The following is a 20,561-nucleotide window of genomic DNA, read 5'->3' as shown; positions in this document are numbered from 1 at the left end:
TCGCCTTCTTTAGAAATACTTAGCGGTTAAGCAAAGAGTCGATTTCTTTTATGCGTTCTTGAAGGTAGCGTTTTTCTTCTTCTAGGTATTCTTTATTATAGCCTGCGCGATAACCTAAACCCATACCTCTTCCAAAACCATTACCTAAACCTCTTCCCATACCTCTTCCGAAGCCCCTTCCCTGTGCATATGTACTATCGCTAGCCCAAAGTGGTCCTCTTCCATCTCCAAATGGCATACCACACCTCCTAATTAATCATTTTTAATGCTTCATCGATGTTTTTTTCTTGCGTTTCAATGCATTTTATGCCAGATTGCTCTAAATTGTACCTCATTCCATCTCCAATTTCTCTTGCTAAAAACGCACCTACATTTTGCCTTGCAAGTAGTGCTGGTATAATTCTTCCAGCACCCAGGCCCCTGCCATTGTGCGAGTGTGAGACTTCTTGCTCTTTTATATTTTCAATAAGCGGGTTTTGAATTTGAGAAACTAATTGATTATTTTCGTAGATATTAAAGTACTTGCTTAGCGCTACATGCTTTGATATATTTTTGCCATCACTGGTTGGTATTGCTACTCTCATTGGTATCACCTCCTTCTTCAATAACTAAAGCTTTGCCATTTATTAGACAATCTGCTACCTTTTTTCTTGCACTTTCTATTGTTCTTCCAAATGTAGTGCGAGAAATATTCATACGCTGTGCGCATTCTTCCTGATATAAGCCTTCATAATCAGCAAGCCTTAGAGCTTCAAGTTCATCGTGCAAAAGCACATTTACATCTACTTCATTAAAAGGCATACTACATGGCTTAAAGCATTTAACTTGAGGTTTATATTCTATAAACCTTCTGCGCCAACGACCCCTCACTCAACCTCCTTTATGGTCATATGCCCATAAAGAATATAAGTCTTATTTGGACATATGTCAAGTATAATTTTGATTTTTTATTTTTTGTTGTTAAAATAGTTTTCTATTAGTTCTTTTGCGTTTTTATAATCGCTATTTGGAAATTCGATTATCTGTATATTTTTTTCTTCAAGTGCCTGTTTAATGTGCTTACCTATCTTTAAAACCAAAACTGCGTCAATATCACCAAGTGCTTCAACCTGTTTTCTATGAAATTCAACATGATCTTTGGAGCTATCTTCTTCTTTTTCTTCGTGTTCTTCAATAAGGTTTTTAATTAGATGGCTAAATGTAGAATCGTTAAATATTGCAAAATAGGGTGCTTGACCGGTTCTTGGAAAAATTTCCAGAGAATTATCCTTTACAGGTACAGCGATTTTCATCTATAGCCTCCTTGTGATTTTATTGAATATTGAACTGAATAGCCATAAAATAAAAAATGTTATTACAATTGTAGCTCCAGATGGAGTGTTTAGATAATATGAGATAAAAATAGCGCTTATACATGAAATAATAGAAAATAAAATCGACCACAAAAGGACGCTTTTATAGCTTCTTGCCATATTCATGCCGCTTAGAGCTGGCAATACCAAAAAGGCATTAACAAGTATTATGCCTATTAATTTTACACTTAATACAATTACGATTCCCAAAAAAATCAAAAAAAGATAATAAAATAAATCAACATTTATACCATTTATTTTTGCCAATTCTTCATTAAATGTTATAAGTTGCATATGTGAAAAAAATAAGCTAAACAGAATAAGTCCAATTAACAAAAGAATTATTGAGTAAATTATATCACCGTTGTTTATAGCTAATATATCGCCAAATAGCATTCCAAGTATATTTGCTGAGTACCCTGAAGAAAAACTCAATACTACAGCGCCCAAAGCCATTGTAAAAACGAACATTACATTTATAGCGCTGTCTTTGCTTAAACCCTTTCTATACAAAATGCCTATAAGTAAAGCAGTTAGGGTAGCAAACCCAACTGGTAAAAAAAGTGTGGTTAAACCAAAAAGGTAATTAAAGGCAAGACCCCCAAAAACGGAATGTGATATGCCAACACCTAAAAAATTTAATCGTTGCAAAACTATAAAATAACTCAAAATTGATAGCAGTATTGATAAACTAATGCCTACAATTAACGATTTGATAAAAACATCCAGTATTATTTGGTTTTGTAAAATTGACATGATTCACACCCATTTGAATGCACAACAATATTTGTGTCAGAGCCATACAATACAGAAACAAGTTTTGAGTAATCTATATTTTCTGGTTTTTCGCTACAGTGTAGCTTTACATTTAAACACATAATCCTATCCACAAACCTACTTACAGCACCTATATCATGGCTAACTAAAATGATAGTTGTATTATTTTTTTGTTTTTCTTCAACCAAAATGTTATACATTTTTTCATTGAATACAGCATCAAGAGCTGTGTTGGGTTCGTCTAATACTAAGATTTTTGGTTTTTTAAGTAGACATCTTCCCAGTTCTACTCTTTGCTTTTGACCACCAGATAATTCTTTTAAGTATTTATTTTCAATATCTAAAATCCCAAATCTATCAAGCATCAATCTTGCATTTTCAACTACATGTTTATCTGGTTTTTTAAAAACACTAAATGGTTTGAAATTTTCTATAAGCATAATGTCTATTACCCTAAGAGGCATAGACCAGTTTATACTTGTTTGCTGAGGTAAATATGATACTTTGTTTTTTGCAATATAATCTTTAGGGTCTTTTCCTTCAATCAATACTTTTCCACTTGTTGGCTTAATTAGCCCTAGCATAATTTTAATTAAAGAAGTTTTGCCTGCTCCGTTTGGTCCAATTATGCTTACAAATTCTGAAGTTTTAATAATAGCACTTATATTATCAATTACCGGTTTTTTATCGTAAATCAAACTGACATTTTGAAACTCAATCATTTATAGCACGTTTTAATTCTTCTAAATTGTACTTAAGTAATTTTGTGTAGCTATCTTGATTATTGTTTTTTGAGTTTCCAAGTGGGCTTAAGTATACTGGTTTGTAATGTTTTTCCTTGGCTATTGTTTGAGCTTGTTTTGATCTAAAAGCATAGATTGCAATACCTTTTTTGCATTTGCAATTTTCTAAAAGTTTGAAATTTCCTATTGAAAGTTCGCCTGAGCCTTCTTCAAGCATTTTAGCGCATGGTTTTTGACCAAAGCTTTCAAGAAAATAATCAAATGCAGGATCTACTTCAATAATGCATATATTTTTATTTTTAAATAGATTTTCATAATTTGTCTGAATATGCGATATTTGTTGACTTAAATGTTTGGCGTTTTGCATAAAAAATTGACAGTCTTTTGAGTCAATTTTGCATAAATGTTTTGCAATTTCAAATACTGCAGTATTTTTAACAAAATTCATATCAAGCCAAATATGAGGGTTTGCGATTGTTTGTCCTTTTAATACTTTTTTTCCAATGGGATTTGTGTAATAGTCTGAAAGCATTAAAATATTACCTTTTATATTATTTTTTACTTTATTAAACCAGAATTCAAAACCATAACCAACGCCAATAAATAAATTTGCTTTGGATAATTCCTGTACATCTTTTGGTGTTGGATTAAAGAAATGAGGGTTTGCGTTTTCTGGTACAATAAATTGTGTATCTATTTTATTTTGACCAATTTGTTTTGTAAGGGCACTTAAAATATAGGTACTTGTAACAACAAGTGGTTTTGAGAATGCATTTTGTACAAAAAATAAAACAAATAAAACAATAAATAATGATTTTTTCATTGACTTTCCTCCATAAAAACCTTGTTATAAAACTCATCAATATTTGTCAACTCAGCTACAGCCCAAAATGGTTTGTGTTTTTCCTGGTCTATTGGAACATTATACAGGTTTTTGGATTCAAATTCCAGCAAAACACCGCCTGATTCTTCAACTATAAGTTTTGCAGCTGCAAAATCTATGATTCTGGAAGGCTGAATATGAAAAAAAACATCTATCCTGCCACAGGCTAAATAACACAAATCTAGTGCCACACTACCCATTGATCTTACACGATAAAAGCTTTTATAGATTTTTTTTAAATCATCTAAATTAGTTTGTCGCTTTATTCCTTCAATTGCTGCAATGTAATTTTTTAGTGAGAGTTTTTTTATTTGTTTACCGTTTAAATAAGCACCATTAGATTTAGAAGCAAAAAACTCATCTGATGTTGATAGATTTAAAACATACGCTTCATTTATGAAGTCGCTTGAATCTGATGTAGAATAAGCAATAGAAAAAGCACTGTATGGTATACCCCTTTTAGCATTTAGACTTCCATCTATTGGATCAACTATAAATAATGGGTACTTTTGTCCAAAATCTAAAAATCCACTTTCTTCACTAAGTAATGTGCATTTTATTGATTCTTTTATTATTGATTCGACAACGATTTCCTGAGCTTTTTTGTCAATATACACACTTACATCACCAAAGGGATTTTCTTCAAACTCAAAGCTTGCTATTTTTTCGCCAAAAAATTTATTTAATTGTTGGATTTTTTTCCCTAAATTTTTAAAAAAATCAATGTATATCATATTCAATTTCTTCTATGGCTTTTATGACGTCTTCTATAAGCCAGTTTGGTGTACTCGCACCTGCTGTGATGCCTACATTTTCAATACCTTCAAACCAATCTTTTTTTAATTCTTCTTTTGTTTCTATGTGGTAGACTTTTTTGCAAAAGTTAAGGCAAATTTCATATAATTTGCGTGTATTGGCAGAATTTTTACCGCCTATTACTATCATAAGGTCAGAATTTTTTGCAAGCTCTTTAGCTGATTCCTGTCTTTTTTCTGTTGCGTCGCAAATTGTATTGAATATTCTTATTTCTTTTGCTTTTTTTACAAGCTCAGATACAATAGATACAAAATTATCCACAGATTGTGTGGTTTGTGATATGACACCTATTTTTTGAGCTTCAATATTTTTTGCTTCTTGTATCGAATTTATTACTTGAGCTTTGTAATTGGCATAAGCAATATGAGCTTTGACTTCGGGGTGGTTTTGGTCTCCAACTATAACTACAAAATAGTCTTCTTCGTACAACTGTTTAGCGTAATCTTGTGCTTCTTTTACAAAAGGGCAGGTTGCGTCAATACAATCTAAGTTTTTTTCGCTTATTTGCTCATATACTTGCGGTGGTATACCATGCGAGCGAATAAGCACAGCATTTTTTGCTTCTTCTATTGTTTCAACAACCTTTAATCCTTTTTTTTCATAACGACTTACTACCTGCGGATTATGTATTATAGGACCTAAACTATAAATTATTTTGTTTTTTTTTAGAGCTTCGTCTGCTATTTTTATAGCTCTTTTTACACCATAACAAAAACCAGCATTTTCGGCTATCCTAATTTTCACAAATTTATTATATCAAATACTAACAAAGTTTTCAAATTAGTATTTTATATAAACTTGAAAAACTTTTAATTAAGTATAAAATATAAAAGATGCAAACAGTAGTGTTTTTATCGGACTTTGGCTATTTTGATCCCTATGTAGGTATTGTAAAAGGTGCAATAAAGTCAAATTGCAATGCTGATATTATTGATTTAACTCACGGGATAGAGTCTTTTAGCTTAAAAAGCGCTCAGTTTATACTTAAATATTCTTTTGAGTATTTTCCAAAAGGAAGTGTTTTTTTAGTTGTTGTTGATCCGCAGGTTGGTTCTTTAGAAAAACCTATTGTTGTCAAAAGGAATGGTTATATATTTGTTGGTAGGGATAATGGTATTTTGACATTCGATGGTGATTTTGAAGTTTTTTATATTGATGAAGAATTTAAAAGTAAATCATCTACTTTTCATGCAAGGGATATTTTTTCAAAAGTAGTATGCAAATTGTTAAATAATGATATCAAACTTGTAAAAACAGATTCTTATGAGAAATTTGATTGTTTGGAGGTGATTTTTGACAATAAAGAACAAAAAGGTGAAATATTATGGATAGATAAATTTGGTAATATAATTACAAATATTAAATCAAAAATAGATAATTTTGAATTAGTTGTGAATAATAAGATTATAGACAAAAAAGCTAAATATTATGCACAATTTAAAGAAGGCTTGTTTGTAATAGAGGGTTCTTTTGGTTTTTTAGAGATTGCTGCCTATAAAAATAGTGCTGCAGAACTTATAAATGCTAAAGTATCAGACGAAATCATAATAAGGAGTAGAAATGAGAGCAATTATTAGTGTATATGATAAATCAGGTATTGTGGAGTTTGCAAAATTTTTACAAGAAAAAGGCGTATCAATAATTTCAACAGGCTCTACCTACAATTTATTGAAACAAAATGATATTAATGCAACAAGCGTTGAAAACTATACGGGCTTTGAAGAAATTTTAGATGGCCGTGTTAAAACGCTTCAATATAAAATTCATGCAGGCATACTTGCAGATTTAAGCAATCCAAAACATAAAGAAGAATTATCAATTCACAATATAGAACCCATAGATATTGTTGTTGTAAATCTTTATCCTTTTGAACAGGTAGCCATGCGCTCAAACAATACAAACGAGTTAATAGAAAATATTGACATAGGTGGCCCTACACTTATCAGAGCAGCTTCAAAAAATTATAAAAGGGTATTGGTTGTGGTCGATCCGAAAGATTATACAAGAGTAATGGAAAACTTTGATAACATAGATATAGATTTTAGAAAAAAATGTGCTTTAAAAGCTTTTGCTTTAACTTCTTATTACGATTCTGTGATTGTTGAAAAATTTGGTTATAAAGGTGACACACTGAATATTGGTATGAAATTAAAAAAATCTCTAAGATATGGAGAAAACCCTCACCAGACGGCAAATTTCTATAGAGTGCCGCTAAAAAAAGGTTTGCCAAACATGGTTCAACTTCAGGGAAAAGAAATATCTTTTAACAATATATTAGATATTGATGTTGCTTATAGGATGATGATAGAATCTACTTATTTGAGTAAGCCTTTTATGTGTACCATAATTAAACACAATACACCATGCGGTGTGGCTTGTGCTGATAATCTACAGGATGCGTATGAGAAAGCGCTATTTAGCGACCCTGTAAGTGCTTTTGGCGGTATAGTTGGAGTAAATGGTATTGTGGATGGAAGTTTGGCAAAAAAAATAGCAGAGCGTTTTTATGAAGTTATTGTCGCTTTTGATTTTGAAAAGGAAGCATTAAGTATTTTGTCAAAAAAGAAAAATTTAATTTTAGCTAAAGTAGATAAGGTTGATATAAATTCATATAAAGAAAATAAAGATATAAAAAGTGTAGTTGGAGGTTTTGTTGTTCAAGATAGCGATTATTTAGATGATTTTAGTTATGAAATTGTTACTCAATCAAAACCCACACAAAACCAAATTGAAGATTTGAAGTTCGCTTGGTTTGTGGCAAAGTTTGCTAAATCAAATGCAATATGTTTTGCTTTAAATTCGCAGGCTTTAGCAATTGGTGCGGGCCAAACCTCAAGGGTTGATGCTGTAAAATGTGCTGCACAGAAAGCCAAAGATTTAGGAATAAGTCTGCAAGGAAGTGTTTTGGCATCGGATGGTTTTTTCCCATTCAGAGATAATATTGATTTGGCAAAATCTTTTGGTGCAACAGCATTTGTTCAACCAGGTGGCTCGATTAGAGATGATGAGGTAATTAAAGCATGTAATGAGTATAATCTACCTATGATATTTACAAAAAAAAGACATTTCAGACATTAATGAGGGAGGTTCTTCGCTGATGTTCAGAATGACTATGGATGCTGTAATTTTAGCTGCAGGAAAAAGTAGTCGCATGAAAACATCAAAAAGCAAGATTTTTTATGACTTGTGTGGCAAAAGCATAATTGAAAATATTGTTAATACACTAAAAAAAAGCGGCTTTGAAAACATTGTTATTGTTTCAAATAAGGAGCACGCTAAGGATTTATCTATTTTTGGCAGTATTGCGTTGCAAGAAATTCAAAATGGCACAGCAAAAGCTTGTGAACTTGCTTTGCAATATATAAGTGATGACTTTTTGGTAATAAATGCTGATTCGGCTTTGATTAAACCTGATACACTCAAGACTGCTAAGGAATTTTTTTCAACCAGAGGTTTAGATTGTTTATTGCTTGTATCAGAAGTTGATGATCCAACAGGCTATGGACGCATTGTAAAGCATGAGAGTGGTTTTAGAATTGTTGAGCAAAAAGATGCAAATGATGATATTTTAAAGATAAGTTTAGTAAGCAGTGGCATTTTTTTTCTAAAAAAAGACTTCGCTGTAACTAATTTACCAAAAATAGACAATAACAACGCTCAAGGCGAGTATTACCTGCCAGACATAGTTAAGTTTGCAAAAAATTGTGATTTATTTGAAGTTGAAAAAGATGAAATTTTGGGCATCAATACGCAAAAAGAGTATTCAAATGTAAGAAAAATTATGCAAAAGCGCATCATTGAAGCTCATATGCAAAATGGTGTTGTATTTATTGATCCAGATACAACTTATATTGATATCAATGTCCAGATAGGACAAGATACGCTTATATATCCTAATGTGCACATAAGAAAAAACACAAAAATCGGTAAAAACTGTATAATTGACACTGGCTGCATTATAGATTCTTGTGATATATCAGACAATGTTGTTGTAAAACCTTACAGCGTCCTAACAGGATCGGTTATACAAAAAAATTGCTCTATAGGTCCGTTTTCTCACTTAAGACCAGACAATGTAATAAAAAAGAATGTACATATAGGTAATTTTGTTGAAGTAAAAAAGTCTATTCTGGATGAAAATACCAAAGCAAGCCATTTAAGCTATATAGGAGATGCAATTGTAGGCAAAAATGTAAATGTAGGTGCTGGTACAATTACATGCAATTATGATGGATACAAAAAACACCAGACAATAATAGGTGACAATGTATTTATAGGTTCAGATACACAACTTGTTGCACCTGTTAAAATTGGCAATGATTGCTTGATAGCAGCGGGCACAACTGTTACAAAAGACACTCCTGCGTTTAGTTTGATTTTATCAAGAGTGCCCCAACAAATAAAAGAAAACTGGGTTATAGAGTATAGAAAACGCAATGAGGAGAAGTAAATGTGTGGTATTGTAGGCTATATTGGAAACAAAAAAGCCAGTGGCATTTTGTTAAATGGTTTGTCAGCTTTAGAGTATAGAGGTTACGATTCTGCTGGTATCGCAGTTGTTAATGAGCAGATAGAAGTAATTAAGGTTAAAGGTAAGGTTGCAGATTTAGTCAGTCAGTGTTTATCTATTGGTAGTGAACTCAATGGTACAATAGGTATTGGACATACCAGATGGGCAACACACGGTAGACCAAGCAAAGAAAACGCTCATCCACATTCTACTAAAAATTTTGCGATTGTACATAACGGTATCATAGAAAATTTTAAAGAAATTGACGAATTTTTGATAAAAAATGGTTATCAAAAAACTTCAGCCACAGATACAGAAACTATTTTGCTTCTTATTGATTACTTTAGTAAAGATATAAGTACGCTTGAAGCTATAAAAAAAGCAATTTCTGTATTAAAAGGTAGTTTTGCAATTGCGCTTATACATTTAGGTGAAGAAAAAATATATGCCGCAAAAAAAGAATCACCGCTTCTTATAGGTGTAAAAGATAATGAGTTATTTTTAGCAAGCGATTTAAGCGCTTTTTTAGAACATACAAAACAATTTATTGTATTAGAAGAAAATGATGTAGCAGTTTTGGAAAAAAATGGTCAATTTGAAATTTACAATAATGGAGTAAAAGTTCAAAGGACGATAAAAAGTGTTGATTGGAATTTGCAAACAGCTCAAAAAGGCGGTTTTAAACACTTTATGCTAAAAGAAATAAGCGAGGAAGATGAGGCTTTAGCAAACACAATTTACGCACATATTGTCAACGATAAAATTAATATGGATATTGATGAAGAATTACTAAAAAAAACTCAAAAAATAACAATTGTAGCTTGTGGGACCAGTTATTATGCAGGTTTGACGTCAAAGTATTTTTTTGAAGAACTATTGTCCATACCAGTAAATGTTGAAATTGCATCGGAATTTCGCTATTCAAAACCTATATTTACACAAAATAATATATTAATAGCAATTTCACAATCTGGAGAAACTGCGGATACAAAAGAATCTCTAAACCTTGCAAAAACCTTTGGTATAAAAACAATATCAATTGTCAATGTTCAGGAAAGCACAATAGCAAGATTAAGCGATTATGTATTGTATACTCTTGCTGGGCCAGAAATTAGTGTTGCATCAACAAAAGCTTTTGTTTGCCAGCTTGCGATGCTTTATTTGCTTGCCCTAAAAATTGCTCAGCTAAAAGCTATTGATGTAAAGCCTTACCTGAACGAACTGATGAGTTTGCCATCTATTTTAAAAACCGAGTTTGCTCGTTTAAACACTGAAGTTGAAAAAATTGCAAAAAAATACTCAAATGTTAAAAATTTTATATACTTAGGTAGAGGCGTATCTTACCCATTAGCACTTGAGGGGGCATTAAAACTAAAAGAAATATCATATATTCACGCAGAAGGCTACCCAGCAGGAGAGTTAAAACATGGTCCTATTGCATTAATTGATGAAAATACACCTACCTTTGTTATAGCACCAAACTTTGAGCCGCTTTATTCAAAAACAATATCTAATGCAAATGAAGTAAAAGCTAGAAATGGAAAGATTATACTATTATCTGATAAATATTCAAATATTGCTGATGATTTTGTACAGGTTCCAAATACATCTTATTTTTTTTCTGCTTTTGTTAATATTGTACCGTTGCAATTATTTGCCTACCATATAGCAAATATTTTAGGCAATGATGTGGATCAGCCCAGAAACCTAGCCAAAAGTGTAACCGTTGAATGAAAGATATCTCAAGTTTAAGTTTTTTGCAAAATAATATTGCCAGAAAATGGTTAATTTATGTTTTACTTGGCATATTTAGTGGTCTTGGTGCAATATTCTTATTTGTTATGATAAATTTCTTTAGCGTATATTTACTTAATCATATAGCAGGATTTCCATTTAAGTTTCCTACAAATGAAAAATCTTTATTTACTTTAAAAAATGAGCCCTTTAAACCATTGATTTTTTTAATAATTATTACTGCTGGTGGTTTTTTAAGTGGCCTTGTATTATACATATTCAATGATAAAGAAAGTGGAGTAAATAAAATTATAAAATACTTTCATCATAAATCAACCATAAGACCAAAATCCGCAATTGTAAAACTTTTTGCAAGCTCAATTGCGCTTGGTAGTGGTTTTGCAGGTGGAAGAGAAGGCCCAGCAGCAGAAATTGGAGCTTCAATTGGCTCTTTTCTTGGTAATGTTTTTAACTTAAGTAACAAAGAAAAAAGAATGCTAATGGTAAGTGGACTTGCAGCAGGCATTGGTGCAATCTTTAGAGCTCCTATGGGAGCAGCTATTTTTGCCACTGAAGTGCTCTACAAAGAAGCAGATTTTGAATATGAAGCGCTAATGGCAAGTGCAATTTCATCAATTATCGCCTACTCAGTTTTTTCATCTTTGTTTGGGTGGCAGCATATGTTTAGTGTGCCAACAATGTATTTTTATAAGCCCTTAGAATTAATATCGTACAGTGTGCTTGCTGTAGCGATTTCCATTTGTGTGGTATTATTCATATATTTGTTTAAGCAGACAAAAATTTTAGTAAGTATGGTAAATCATCCTATTTATATTAAAACCGCCTTGGGTGGTTTTATTGTTGGTTTGTTTGGTATTTTTTTGCCTGCATCTGCGGGCATGGGATATGGTTTATTAGAAGCAGCATTTAATAATCCACAAAATTATTTTTTTTTATTGATAGTTGGGATTTTAAGAATGTTTACTACTTCAATTTCAGTTGGCAGTAAAAACCCTGTTGGTTTATTTGCCCCACTATTAATAATTGGAGCTTTAGTTGGAGTGGGCATTGGGAGTTTGCTAAAGCAAAGCGGCATATTCGTAGTTATTAACCCTTCAAGTTTTGCTGTTGTGGGTATGGCTGCTTTTTTGGCGGCATGCGAAAAAACACCTATTTCTGCAATTGTGCTTACTGCCGAGATAACTGGCGGTTATGAGCTTATTGTTCCAGCTCTTTGGGTAGTTACCATTGCATTTTTGTTAACAAGGAAAATAAATTTGGAAGAAGCACAGGTGGATACAAGAATAGATTCATTGGTACATAATAATGAATATACGATCAATCTTTTAGAACATATAAAGGTTGAAGAATGTATGGAAACAAATTTTTTAACTATCGAAAAAGATAAAATGCTAAAAGAAATTTACGATATATTTTCAAATGCAAAGTACAATGAGATTTTGGTTTTAGATGAAAACCATAAACTGTATGGTATTATTACATTGCATGTTTTGAAAACTATTTTAAATGAAGATATACTAAATAATTTTTTGTTAGCAGCTGACGTTGCAAATACAGATTTGATATTTGTTTTACCTCAAGAGAGTTTATATGTTCTTTTGAGTAAAATTGGTTTTAAAGAGATAAACACTATACCGGTTGTTAAATCTTTGGAAGATATGGAAGTTATTGGCATTATAAGAAGAAAAACAATACTAAAAAAATTATCGAAAGGAAACAACGATGCTTGATTCATTAAACGAACAGCAAAAAAAGGCAGTAGAGATTTGTGATAAAAATTTGTTAATTATTGCTGGTGCGGGTAGCGGAAAAACCAAAACCCTAACATATAAAATTGCATATATTTTAAAAAATAATATAGCTAAACCTTATGAAATTTTAGCACTTACTTTTACAAATAAAGCAGCAAACGAGATGAAAGAAAGGGTGGCTACTATTTTAGATACAAACATTGAAAGTTTTTATATTGGTACTTTTCATTCTATGTCTCTGAGATTTTTGCGTAAAATTGGTAAGAATTATACAATTTACGATAAACACGACCAGGAAATGCTTGTTAAAGAGACAATCATTTCTCTTAATTTAGATAAAACTAAATTTGATTCTGCTAAAATTTCTTCTTATATTTCAAAATTAAAAAATTCTTCTGAAATTGAATTTCCCAATAAAGAAATTGAAAAAATATACAAAACTTATGAAGAAAAGCTTGTAAATAATAACGCAGTTGATTTTGACAACATTTTAATAAACTTAATAAATGAAATTAAGTTTAACGAAAATATACGTCAATCATTTCAAAATCAATTCAAATTTATACTAATTGATGAATACCAGGACACAAACAATACACAGTATCAATTAATAAAACATTTTTATAATGGCAATAATCGTGTCTTTGCTGTAGGCGACGAAGATCAATCGATTTATGCATTTAGAGGAGCTAATATAAATAATATTTTATCTTTTAGTAATGATTTTTTGCCATGTCAAGTTATTAAATTGGAAAAAAACTATAGGTCAACTAAAAATATACTAAATATAGCAAATACAATTATTACAAACAATAAGATGCGCATAGGAAAAAAATTATACTCAGATATAATTGGTGTAGAGCCTATCATTAAAGAATTTTCAACGAATAAAGATGAAGCCTATTATGTAGTAAATCAAATAAAGAGAATTTTAAAAGAAGATTCGGATCAAAGTATAGCTGTACTTTATAGGAATAATATGCTATCAAGACTTTTTGAAGAATATCTTATCCAAAATGCAATTGCCTATAAAAAGATAGGTGCTCATAAATTTTTTGATAAAAAGGAAATTAAAGATATTTTGAGTTTCATAAAGCTTGCTTACAATAAAAAAGATGATGTGTCTTTTGTGCGTGCTATTAGTAATTTTGGCGGGATTGGCGAAAAGACTATAGAAAGCATAAAAGAGCATTCAAAAGATTTAAATATAGATTTATTTGAGTCCTCTTGTTCGTTTACACAAAAAAAATATACTAAAGTTGCTAATTTTATAAATTTTGTAAAAATTTTGCAAAAAAAGATTTATTCTGATAATATAAGCGAATGTTTAAGGTTTGTCTTTGATGAAGTTTTTTCAAGTAGAAATTTTTACAAAGAAAATTTACGGCAAGCGAATGTTGACGAGTTAATTGATTTTGCAAAAAATATGGACATTGATGCATTTATTGAAAGCGCAAGTCTATATGATTATTCTCAAAATGTTGGCGATAAAGAAAATCAATCAACACCAAATGTAAATTTGCTTACAATACATGCAGCTAAAGGTTTAGAATTTGATCATGTTTTTATGGTAGGTTTAAATGAGGGTATTTTACCAAGCCTTTATCTAGATTCAGTCATAGAAGAAGAAAGACGTATTATGTATGTGGGTGTCACAAGGGCAAAAAAAAATTTATATTTAAGTTACTATACCTCAGATTTTCGCAGTACTTACTTTCCCTCACGCTTTTTAAAAGAAATAGGCTCTTTAAGCAAAAACTCTCTTAGGCGTTACAAAATTGGTGAAGTGATTAATCATAAGGACTTTGGTAATGGCATTATTTTAAATGTTAAAGAAGAACCGTTAGAATTAAAAGTGAATTTTTTTAAATTTGGACTAAAAAATTTAACAAAAAATGATATAATTTAGGAGGTATTATGGCTGATAGCGTTCAAGAAAGATTTGCAAAACTCAATACAAACTTAGTATTGCATAATATTAGGCTTTATAAGTTAGAGGCTAATTTTGACGATGAGAAGATCAATGTTTCTATGGAGGAATCTAAGGTATATATTGACAAAAATGCATATTATCAGATTGTAGCAGATAATCATGTAAGAGTTTTTCAAGAATTCTTTTTCAAAGTAGCACTTCAGAATAATCCAGATGATGTACTAATAAAGATAACTCCTTTGTATATTTTAGATTTTCAAGTAGGCGGCCCAATGGATGATGAAATTTTTAAAATATTTGCTGACTCTACAGTTTTAGTTGATAGTTGGCCATATTTTAGAGAACTTGTTCAAAGTACTTTACTTAGAATGGGTTTAGCTCCTGTAGTATTACCACCTATAAATTTTAACCCATTTGTTAATATTGATGCAAACGCAAGCACAAAATAATAATATTGCTTTTGCGATTGACGGATCTTCTGAATCGCTTAGTATGGCTTTTTTCAAAGATGAATCATTGATTGATTCTATCTTTATAGAAAAAGCCATACATTCTGTTGCAATTATTTCTACATTTGATGTTTTATTAAAAAAAAACAATTTGAATTTTTATGATATCAAGACATTGTTCGTAACAATTGGTCCGGGAAGATATAGTAGCCTTAGAGTTACACTTTCTACTATAAAAGGTTTGTTTTTTGGATTTTGTGGTCAAGTGTACTGCATAAATTCTATGGATTTAATAGCTGCAAATTGCTATAATGAAAACTCTATAGTGGTTATAAAAAAAACATCTAAAGGTGAAATAGCACAATGCTATAGTGTAAACGAAATTGTAAAAAGACTTGATAGTTACAATAAAAATTATCAGGAATACAATGGATTTTCTGATATAAAAAATTTATTTAGGATGGATGAAAACTTGTTTGTAAAATATAGTCTATCAAATATAAAGCTAATTTATTAGGAGGAATTATGCCTATTGTTGAACCATTTAAAGGTATTTTATTTAAAGAAAAAAAGATTGATTCTTACATATGTCCACCATACGATGTTATAGATAAAGACTATAAAAAACAACTATTATCTAAAAATGATTTTAATATAGTAAGGATAGTTTTGCCAGAAGGCGAAAATGATAAAAAGTACGAAAATGCTAAGGATATTTTAGATTCCTGGGTTTTAAAAGAAAAGCTAATTTTTGACAATGATTGTTCATTTTATGCTTATACTTGCACATATAATATAAATAATACAAAAAAAACACTGTATGGCTTTTTGGGAGCGCTAAAGCTTGAAGAACTTGGCGGTTCTATAAAGCCACATGAAAAAACACTAAAAGGCCCAAAAATAGATAGATTTAAGCTAATAACTTCAACAAACGCTATGTTTTGTCCTATAATGATGATTTACGATGATGAGGATTTATCAAATTTCGTGAAAGGTTGTAAAAAAGAAAATCTTTTTGAAGTTAGTTTCGAAGATAAAATTCATAATGTTTATAAAATAAATGACATAGAAATAGTAAATCATATAAAAGAATCAATTAAAAACCAAACATTAGTTATAGCTGATGGCCACCATAGGTATGAAACCTGCTTATCTATCAGAAATTATTACAGTAAAGCTGGCCAAAAAAAGGCAGGGAGTGAATATGCACTTGTATTTTTTGTAGATAAGAATGATGGGTTGGCTTTAATGCCTATTCATAGATTGATTAAAGAAATTAATGTTGATGATTTTAGGCAAAAAATTTACAATTTCTTTGAAATAGGCAACGATTTTGACTATGATATAATCATGTATGATGGAAAGTTTACCTATTTGAAATATATTGATAAAAATACAAAAGATTTAATAGACAAACTTGATGTTAAGCTTTTTGAAAATATAGTGTTTAAAAAAATGCTAAATCTCAGCGATGAAGATATTGCAAGTAACGAAATTTCAGGTTATGCACACTCTAAAGAAGAAGTTATAAAAAGCGTGGATAGAAAGGAAGCTGTAGTTGGTTTTTTGTTAAAGCCTGTTACTTATGAGTCATTATTTGAGATAACAAAAAATAATCTTACATTTCCTCAAAAATCAACATATTTTTATCCTAAAATTCCAAGCGGTCTTGTAGGATATCACTTTAGTAGCATTGAAGGATGTCGACATGTTTGAAATATTTGTTGAAAGTGATTTTTCTGCTGCTCATAGATTAAATAATTATCGTGGAGCATGTGAGAATCTTCATGGCCATAACTTTAAGGTAGAAGTTGTTGTTAGATGTAAAAAATTAAATCAAATCTACATAGGTATTGATTTCAAAGAATTAAAAAAATACTTAAAAGAAATATTGTCAACGCTAGACCACAGATACTTAAATGAAATTGATTATTTTTCTAAAACAAATCCCACCTCCGAAATGATTGCTAAATATATTTTTGAAACATTAAAACCTCGCATTAAAGACTGCATTCTCTATAGCGTAAGTGTTTACGAAACACCCACATCTAAAGCTACCTATATGGAGGATTAAATGAAATTTGAAGAATTTATATTATCCATTGCTGGGAGTGCTTACGTCCAACTTGGTATAGTTGAAGACCCATTTGATAACACAAGAAAAATAGATTTAGAAATGGCGAAGGCAAGCATTGAATTATTGGAAATGCTCAAAGAAAAAACAAGCAATAATCTTTCGAATGAAGAAGAGGAATTGATTAGTAGTATAATATTGGATTTAAATGAAAAATATAAAGAAAAAATAAACAGGCAGGTTTAAAATGAATAATGTAGAAAAATTGTACAATAGCTTAGAATCCATTGAAAATTTGCCTGCTTTCCCGCAAATTGCCCTTGAAATTACATATTTGTTGAGAAAAGAATCAACATCCGCAAAAAATCTGTACGACCTTATTCAAAAAGATCCTGCTTTGGTATCACAAATTTTAAAGACTGCAAATTCTCCTTTTTATGGTCTTCACGGGAAAGTTTCTTCTCTTATTCATGCAATAAATTTGCTTGGTTTTGTGCAAATAGAAAATATTGTCATAGCTTCAGCTTTACTTTCTACTATGAAAAAATTTCCTGTAAGCAAAAGGTTTAACCCAAATCAATTCTTGGACCACTCGTTTGGTTGTGGCATAACAGCAAAGATTATTGCCAATATTTTGAATTTTCAATCTGGTGGCTTAGAGTTTTCCGCTGGCGTTATACACGATATAGGAAAAGTAATATTGGATTTATATGACCAGGACGATTTTGATAGAACTTTAAATTATGCATACAAAAAGAATAAATCATTCTATGAGTCAGAAGTTGAACTTTTTGGCATAACGCACTGCGATTTGGCAGAAAAATTGCTAAAGCGATGGAATTTGCCAGAAGAGTTAATTGATGCTGTGGTAAATCACCACACGCCAAAAAAAGCAAAAAATCAAGTAATGGCATCTATAATAAGCGTTGCAGATTTACTCACTTACTCAGAAGGCATGGGTTTTGGTGGTAACTATTCAAGATTTTTAATAGAAAATCAAGAAGGATGGCAAATTATAACACAAAATATAGAAGTTTCTAAAAGAATTGATTTGGCATTATTTACTTTTAAACTTTTTGAGCAAATCGATGAGGCCAAAAAGACTTATTTTAAGGAGTTGTACTAAATGCCCGAAATTGACCCTGAAATATTCGAAAACTTAAGAGACTTTATTTATGAAAAATCTGGCATATTTTTTGAAATTAGTAAAAAATATTTGCTTGAAAATAAGCTCACTAAGCGCATACAAGAATTAAGATTACGCAATTATGAAGATTATTTAAGGTTTTTAAAAACAAATAAAGATGAGTTATGCAACCTATTTGACGCTATAACAATTAATGAGACTTATTTTTTTAGGCATCTACAGCAAATCGAAGTATTTAGTGATATTGTTGTTAGTGAATTGTTAAAACAAAAACCTATACTGAACATATGGAGCGCTGCTTGCTCAAGTGGTGAAGAAGCATACACTCTAGCAATTGCTTTAGTGGAAAAGTATGGAGCAAATATTCCAGCAAGAATCTTAGCATCAGATATTAGCATTGAAGTTTTAGAGAAAGCAAAAAATGGAGTTTATAATGAATATGCCCTAAAAGAGCTCTCAAATGCCTTAAAACAAAAATACTTTGACATTGAGAAAAACACTTATAGGATAAAAAGTTTTGTTAAAAATAAAGTAGTTTTTAGACAAGTAAATATTGTAGAAGACAAAGATTTAAACACTGTTGGCAACATGGATATTATTTTTTTAAGAAATGTTTTGATTTATTTTAACAATGAATCTCGTCAAAAGGTTATAGATAAAATTTATAATCATATTTTAAATAAAAACGGATATTTGTTTTTAGGTGCTACAGAATCAATATCAAGGTTAAACACAAACCTTAAGCTTGTACATTTTAAACAGGCATTAGCTTACAAAAAAGAAGATTAGGCAAGCAGGCTATAAGCCAGGTTCTGTAAGGATTAAATCCTTTAGGGTCATTTATCTAAGCGACCTACCCAGAGATTATAGGCTCGGATCAGGCCAATCTCTCTATTTGGTCTTGCTCTAAGTGGGGCTTGCAATGCCACAACCATTACTGGGTGTGCGGTGAGCTCTTACCTCACCATTTCACTTTTTCTTAACGCATTAGCTTTAAGAAATTTCTTTTCTGTTGCGCTTTCCTGTGGATTGCTCCAACCTTTTTAAAGGCGCTTCGATCCGATAGAGCCTGGACTTTCCTCTAGTTTTAAGCTAGCGACCCTACGCCTACTTGCCCATTATTAAATATAGTGTTAAACTTTTTATTGTCAATTGTTTTTGTATGTATCTAAATATTTTATTAGACCATCTGCTATACCTTTTGCAATGATTTGCTGATAGCTTGGATCTTTTAAATATTCATTGTCTTTGGGATTTGTTATAAAAAGTGTTTCAATTAAAATTGAGGGGCAATTTGTACCTACAAGCACATAGAACGGTGCCTGGTCTATACCTCTATTTATTAAACCAGTGTATTCTGGTTTTGCAAGTGTAAATACAGAATCATCTACATCCTTGGCAAGTACCGCTGATTCTTTTAATTTTGCTTGATTTATAAGAGATATTATAATTTTATTTATTGTACCCATTTGCTCTAGCGGTACATCGTTTTCTAATGCCGCTATTCTTAGAGCTTTTTGATTACTTGTAGCATTTAAAAAAAACACTTCCATTCCTCTTGCAGAAGGATCAAGTGAAGCATTAGCGTGAATTGATACAAATAGATTTGCTTTTTCATCATTTGCAATTTTTACCCTCTGTGCGAGTGGTATAAAAACATCATTATATCGAGTTAAAATTACTTTGAAACCTTTTTCTTTTAAAATATTTGCACAGTATTGTGCTATGCTTAAAACTACATCTTTTTCTTTTAGACCACCTACACCAACTGCACCTGAATCTTTGCCACCATGGCCTGGATCAAGGACAATGGTAATATTTTTTGGATTATATGAAGGCAATTTTATGGGTGCTAATATAATAGGTTGCTTATCTTTACTAGTTTGATTTTCTTGAGTATCTTCTTGTGTATTTGGGCTTAATTGTTCTTCATTTGCAGTTTTATTTTCTTGCGATAGAAATAGGTTTATTACCAGAGTATTTTTGTTTGGTTTAGAAATTTTTATGTTGTATTGATTTTTATCATTTAATTTAAAATATATACGTGTTTGATTAGAAAGTTGTTTTAATATAATATTTTCTACATCATAGTCTGATTTTAAAGTGGCATTTATAAGGCAATTATCAGTACCTATATAAAAAAGGTTATTTGAAAGCCTAATGTACGTATAATTTTCTAAATTGTCAAATTGGAGAATTATTGTTTGCTTTGTCTGGGAAATTTTTACTATATTTAGTGTCTTAAGAGTTAAGCTAAAAGCGTTTGATGTCAATAATAGAACAAACAATGCAATAAAAACAGTTGCTTTTTTCATTATTTACCATTATACTAACATTCGATTTTTATTGCAAGGCGTTTTTGGAGTTTTTG

23 protein-coding genes and 1 other RNA gene are annotated in these 20,561 nt (G+C 30.7%); 13 read left to right on the top strand and 11 right to left on the bottom strand.

Annotation, left to right across the window (positions count from 1 at the left end):
• Positions 1 to 19: 19 nt before the first annotated feature.
• The 9 genes from ACP5FO_RS01485 to ACP5FO_RS01445 form a co-directional block, all read right to left on the bottom strand.
• Positions 20 to 238 carry a hypothetical protein gene (locus ACP5FO_RS01485; protein ID WP_428106909.1) on the bottom strand — a complete coding sequence of 73 codons (219 nt, stop codon included), beginning with the start codon at positions 236 to 238 and terminating at the stop codon, positions 20 to 22.
• Between the two features lie 10 nt (positions 239 to 248).
• Positions 249 to 584 (bottom strand): NifB/NifX family molybdenum-iron cluster-binding protein, encoded by a 336-nt coding sequence (locus ACP5FO_RS01480; RefSeq protein ID WP_428106912.1) that lies wholly within the window; start codon positions 582 to 584, stop codon positions 249 to 251.
• Positions 559 to 870, bottom strand: coding sequence for a DUF134 domain-containing protein (locus ACP5FO_RS01475; RefSeq protein WP_428106917.1), 312 nt, complete (start codon positions 868 to 870; stop codon positions 559 to 561). The genes ACP5FO_RS01480 and ACP5FO_RS01475 overlap by 26 nt, the downstream gene beginning before the upstream one ends.
• 77 nt (positions 871 to 947) lie before the next feature.
• Positions 948 to 1,292 carry a NifB/NifX family molybdenum-iron cluster-binding protein gene (locus ACP5FO_RS01470; RefSeq protein ID WP_428106922.1) on the bottom strand — a complete coding sequence of 115 codons (345 nt, stop codon included), beginning with the start codon at positions 1,290 to 1,292 and terminating at the stop codon, positions 948 to 950.
• Complete coding sequence (locus ACP5FO_RS01465; protein ID WP_428156910.1) at positions 1,293 to 2,108, bottom strand: metal ABC transporter permease; 816 nt, start codon at positions 2,106 to 2,108, stop codon at positions 1,293 to 1,295. It lies immediately after the preceding gene.
• Positions 2,084 to 2,851, bottom strand: coding sequence for a metal ABC transporter ATP-binding protein (locus ACP5FO_RS01460; protein ID WP_428106933.1), 768 nt, complete (start codon positions 2,849 to 2,851; stop codon positions 2,084 to 2,086). Before ACP5FO_RS01460 ends, ACP5FO_RS01465 begins: the two co-directional genes overlap by 25 nt.
• Positions 2,844 to 3,695, bottom strand: coding sequence for a metal ABC transporter substrate-binding protein (locus ACP5FO_RS01455; RefSeq protein ID WP_428106937.1), 852 nt, complete (start codon positions 3,693 to 3,695; stop codon positions 2,844 to 2,846). The genes ACP5FO_RS01460 and ACP5FO_RS01455 overlap by 8 nt, the downstream gene beginning before the upstream one ends.
• Positions 3,692 to 4,489, bottom strand: coding sequence for an inositol monophosphatase family protein (locus ACP5FO_RS01450; protein ID WP_025392045.1), 798 nt, complete (start codon positions 4,487 to 4,489; stop codon positions 3,692 to 3,694). The genes ACP5FO_RS01455 and ACP5FO_RS01450 overlap by 4 nt, the downstream gene beginning before the upstream one ends.
• Positions 4,476 to 5,315, bottom strand: coding sequence for a 4-hydroxy-3-methylbut-2-enyl diphosphate reductase (locus tag ACP5FO_RS01445; protein WP_428106943.1), 840 nt, complete (start codon positions 5,313 to 5,315; stop codon positions 4,476 to 4,478). Before ACP5FO_RS01445 ends, ACP5FO_RS01450 begins: the two co-directional genes overlap by 14 nt.
• An 89-nt stretch (positions 5,316 to 5,404) precedes the next feature.
• Here ACP5FO_RS01445 and ACP5FO_RS01440 point away from each other — a divergent pair, with 89 nt between their 5' ends.
• The 13 genes from ACP5FO_RS01440 to ACP5FO_RS01380 are packed head-to-tail and all read left to right on the top strand — an operon-like array spanning position 5,405 to position 18,979.
• Positions 5,405 to 6,148: an SAM hydrolase/SAM-dependent halogenase family protein gene (locus tag ACP5FO_RS01440; protein ID WP_428106949.1), complete on the top strand. Its 744-nt coding sequence runs from the start codon at positions 5,405 to 5,407 to the stop codon at positions 6,146 to 6,148.
• Entirely contained in the window at positions 6,132 to 7,649 is a 1,518-nt protein-coding gene (gene purH, locus ACP5FO_RS01435) for a bifunctional phosphoribosylaminoimidazolecarboxamide formyltransferase/IMP cyclohydrolase (RefSeq protein ID WP_428106957.1), read from the top strand. The genes ACP5FO_RS01440 and purH overlap by 17 nt, the downstream gene beginning before the upstream one ends.
• A 19-nt stretch (positions 7,650 to 7,668) precedes the next feature.
• The gene (glmU, locus tag ACP5FO_RS01430) at positions 7,669 to 9,021 is read left to right on the top strand and encodes a bifunctional UDP-N-acetylglucosamine diphosphorylase/glucosamine-1-phosphate N-acetyltransferase GlmU (protein ID WP_428156909.1); all 1,353 of its coding nucleotides are present in this window, start codon (positions 7,669 to 7,671) and stop codon (positions 9,019 to 9,021) included.
• A complete protein-coding gene (gene glmS / locus ACP5FO_RS01425) occupies positions 9,022 to 10,815 on the top strand; it encodes a glutamine--fructose-6-phosphate transaminase (isomerizing) (RefSeq protein ID WP_428156908.1) in 1,794 nt (597 codons plus the stop codon).
• Positions 10,812 to 12,566, top strand: coding sequence for a chloride channel protein (locus tag ACP5FO_RS01420; RefSeq protein ID WP_428106968.1), 1,755 nt, complete (start codon positions 10,812 to 10,814; stop codon positions 12,564 to 12,566). The genes glmS and ACP5FO_RS01420 overlap by 4 nt, the downstream gene beginning before the upstream one ends.
• The gene (locus tag ACP5FO_RS01415; protein WP_428106975.1) at positions 12,559 to 14,496 is read left to right on the top strand and encodes an ATP-dependent helicase; all 1,938 of its coding nucleotides are present in this window, start codon (positions 12,559 to 12,561) and stop codon (positions 14,494 to 14,496) included. The genes ACP5FO_RS01420 and ACP5FO_RS01415 overlap by 8 nt, the downstream gene beginning before the upstream one ends.
• A gap of 8 nt (positions 14,497 to 14,504) precedes the next feature.
• Positions 14,505 to 14,969: a hypothetical protein gene (locus tag ACP5FO_RS01410; RefSeq protein WP_428106978.1), complete on the top strand. Its 465-nt coding sequence runs from the start codon at positions 14,505 to 14,507 to the stop codon at positions 14,967 to 14,969.
• Positions 14,947 to 15,486, top strand: a complete 540-nt coding sequence (gene tsaB / locus ACP5FO_RS01405; protein ID WP_428106983.1) for a tRNA (adenosine(37)-N6)-threonylcarbamoyltransferase complex dimerization subunit type 1 TsaB — start codon at positions 14,947 to 14,949, stop codon at positions 15,484 to 15,486. The genes ACP5FO_RS01410 and tsaB overlap by 23 nt, the downstream gene beginning before the upstream one ends.
• Positions 15,487 to 15,494: 8 nt before the next feature.
• Complete coding sequence (locus ACP5FO_RS01400) at positions 15,495 to 16,685, top strand: DUF1015 family protein (RefSeq protein WP_428106988.1); 1,191 nt, start codon at positions 15,495 to 15,497, stop codon at positions 16,683 to 16,685.
• On the top strand, positions 16,678 to 17,043 hold the full coding sequence (queD, locus tag ACP5FO_RS01395) for a 6-carboxytetrahydropterin synthase QueD (RefSeq protein ID WP_428106992.1): 366 nt from the start codon (positions 16,678 to 16,680) through the stop codon (positions 17,041 to 17,043). Before ACP5FO_RS01400 ends, queD begins: the two co-directional genes overlap by 8 nt.
• Positions 17,044 to 17,289, top strand: a complete 246-nt coding sequence (locus ACP5FO_RS01390; protein ID WP_428106997.1) for a DUF1844 domain-containing protein — start codon at positions 17,044 to 17,046, stop codon at positions 17,287 to 17,289.
• Position 17,290: 1 nt separating this feature from the next.
• Positions 17,291 to 18,169 (top strand): HDOD domain-containing protein, encoded by an 879-nt coding sequence (locus ACP5FO_RS01385; RefSeq protein WP_428107000.1) that lies wholly within the window; start codon positions 17,291 to 17,293, stop codon positions 18,167 to 18,169.
• The gene (locus ACP5FO_RS01380; RefSeq protein ID WP_428107004.1) at positions 18,170 to 18,979 is read left to right on the top strand and encodes a CheR family methyltransferase; all 810 of its coding nucleotides are present in this window, start codon (positions 18,170 to 18,172) and stop codon (positions 18,977 to 18,979) included.
• Here the strand turns inward: ACP5FO_RS01380 and rnpB are convergent.
• Both rnpB and ACP5FO_RS01370 read right to left on the bottom strand, forming a co-directional pair.
• Positions 18,976 to 19,305, bottom strand: an RNA gene (gene rnpB, locus ACP5FO_RS01375) — RNase P RNA component class A. The two genes, ACP5FO_RS01380 and rnpB, sit on opposite strands and share 4 nt — an antisense overlap.
• A 33-nt stretch (positions 19,306 to 19,338) precedes the next feature.
• Positions 19,339 to 20,505: an N-acetylmuramoyl-L-alanine amidase family protein gene (locus ACP5FO_RS01370; protein WP_428107007.1), complete on the bottom strand. Its 1,167-nt coding sequence runs from the start codon at positions 20,503 to 20,505 to the stop codon at positions 19,339 to 19,341.
• Positions 20,506 to 20,561 lie beyond the last annotated feature (56 nt).

It is taken from the genome of Desulfurella sp., from assembly GCF_049977265.1.
Taxonomy (GTDB): domain Bacteria; phylum Campylobacterota_A; class Desulfurellia; order Desulfurellales; family Desulfurellaceae; genus Desulfurella.
Note: the sequence above shows the minus strand (reverse complement) of the source record. Positions and strands in the feature narration are given on the sequence as shown.

Coding starts and splice junctions, on each gene's coding strand:
- ACP5FO_RS01485 (WP_428106909.1), bottom strand. CDS start 238: ATGCCATTTGGAGATGGAAGAGGACCACTTTGGGCTAGCGATAGTACA.
- ACP5FO_RS01480 (WP_428106912.1), bottom strand. CDS start 584: ATGAGAGTAGCAATACCAACCAGTGATGGCAAAAATATATCAAAGCAT.
- ACP5FO_RS01470 (WP_428106922.1), bottom strand. CDS start 1,292: ATGAAAATCGCTGTACCTGTAAAGGATAATTCTCTGGAAATTTTTCCA.
- ACP5FO_RS01465 (WP_428156910.1), bottom strand. CDS start 2,108: ATGTCAATTTTACAAAACCAAATAATACTGGATGTTTTTATCAAATCG.
- ACP5FO_RS01460 (WP_428106933.1), bottom strand. CDS start 2,851: ATGATTGAGTTTCAAAATGTCAGTTTGATTTACGATAAAAAACCGGTA.
- ACP5FO_RS01455 (WP_428106937.1), bottom strand. CDS start 3,695: ATGAAAAAATCATTATTTATTGTTTTATTTGTTTTATTTTTTGTACAA.
- ACP5FO_RS01450 (WP_025392045.1), bottom strand. CDS start 4,489: ATGATATACATTGATTTTTTTAAAAATTTAGGGAAAAAAATCCAACAA.
- ACP5FO_RS01440 (WP_428106949.1), top strand. CDS start 5,405: ATGCAAACAGTAGTGTTTTTATCGGACTTTGGCTATTTTGATCCCTAT.
- purH (WP_428106957.1), top strand. CDS start 6,132: ATGAGAGCAATTATTAGTGTATATGATAAATCAGGTATTGTGGAGTTT.
- glmU (WP_428156909.1), top strand. CDS start 7,669: ATGTTCAGAATGACTATGGATGCTGTAATTTTAGCTGCAGGAAAAAGT.
- glmS (WP_428156908.1), top strand. CDS start 9,022: ATGTGTGGTATTGTAGGCTATATTGGAAACAAAAAAGCCAGTGGCATT.
- ACP5FO_RS01420 (WP_428106968.1), top strand. CDS start 10,812: ATGAAAGATATCTCAAGTTTAAGTTTTTTGCAAAATAATATTGCCAGA.
- ACP5FO_RS01415 (WP_428106975.1), top strand. CDS start 12,559: ATGCTTGATTCATTAAACGAACAGCAAAAAAAGGCAGTAGAGATTTGT.
- ACP5FO_RS01410 (WP_428106978.1), top strand. CDS start 14,505: ATGGCTGATAGCGTTCAAGAAAGATTTGCAAAACTCAATACAAACTTA.
- tsaB (WP_428106983.1), top strand. CDS start 14,947: ATGCAAACGCAAGCACAAAATAATAATATTGCTTTTGCGATTGACGGA.
- ACP5FO_RS01400 (WP_428106988.1), top strand. CDS start 15,495: ATGCCTATTGTTGAACCATTTAAAGGTATTTTATTTAAAGAAAAAAAG.
- queD (WP_428106992.1), top strand. CDS start 16,678: ATGTTTGAAATATTTGTTGAAAGTGATTTTTCTGCTGCTCATAGATTA.
- ACP5FO_RS01390 (WP_428106997.1), top strand. CDS start 17,044: ATGAAATTTGAAGAATTTATATTATCCATTGCTGGGAGTGCTTACGTC.
- ACP5FO_RS01385 (WP_428107000.1), top strand. CDS start 17,291: ATGAATAATGTAGAAAAATTGTACAATAGCTTAGAATCCATTGAAAAT.
- ACP5FO_RS01380 (WP_428107004.1), top strand. CDS start 18,170: ATGCCCGAAATTGACCCTGAAATATTCGAAAACTTAAGAGACTTTATT.
- ACP5FO_RS01370 (WP_428107007.1), bottom strand. CDS start 20,505: ATGAAAAAAGCAACTGTTTTTATTGCATTGTTTGTTCTATTATTGACA.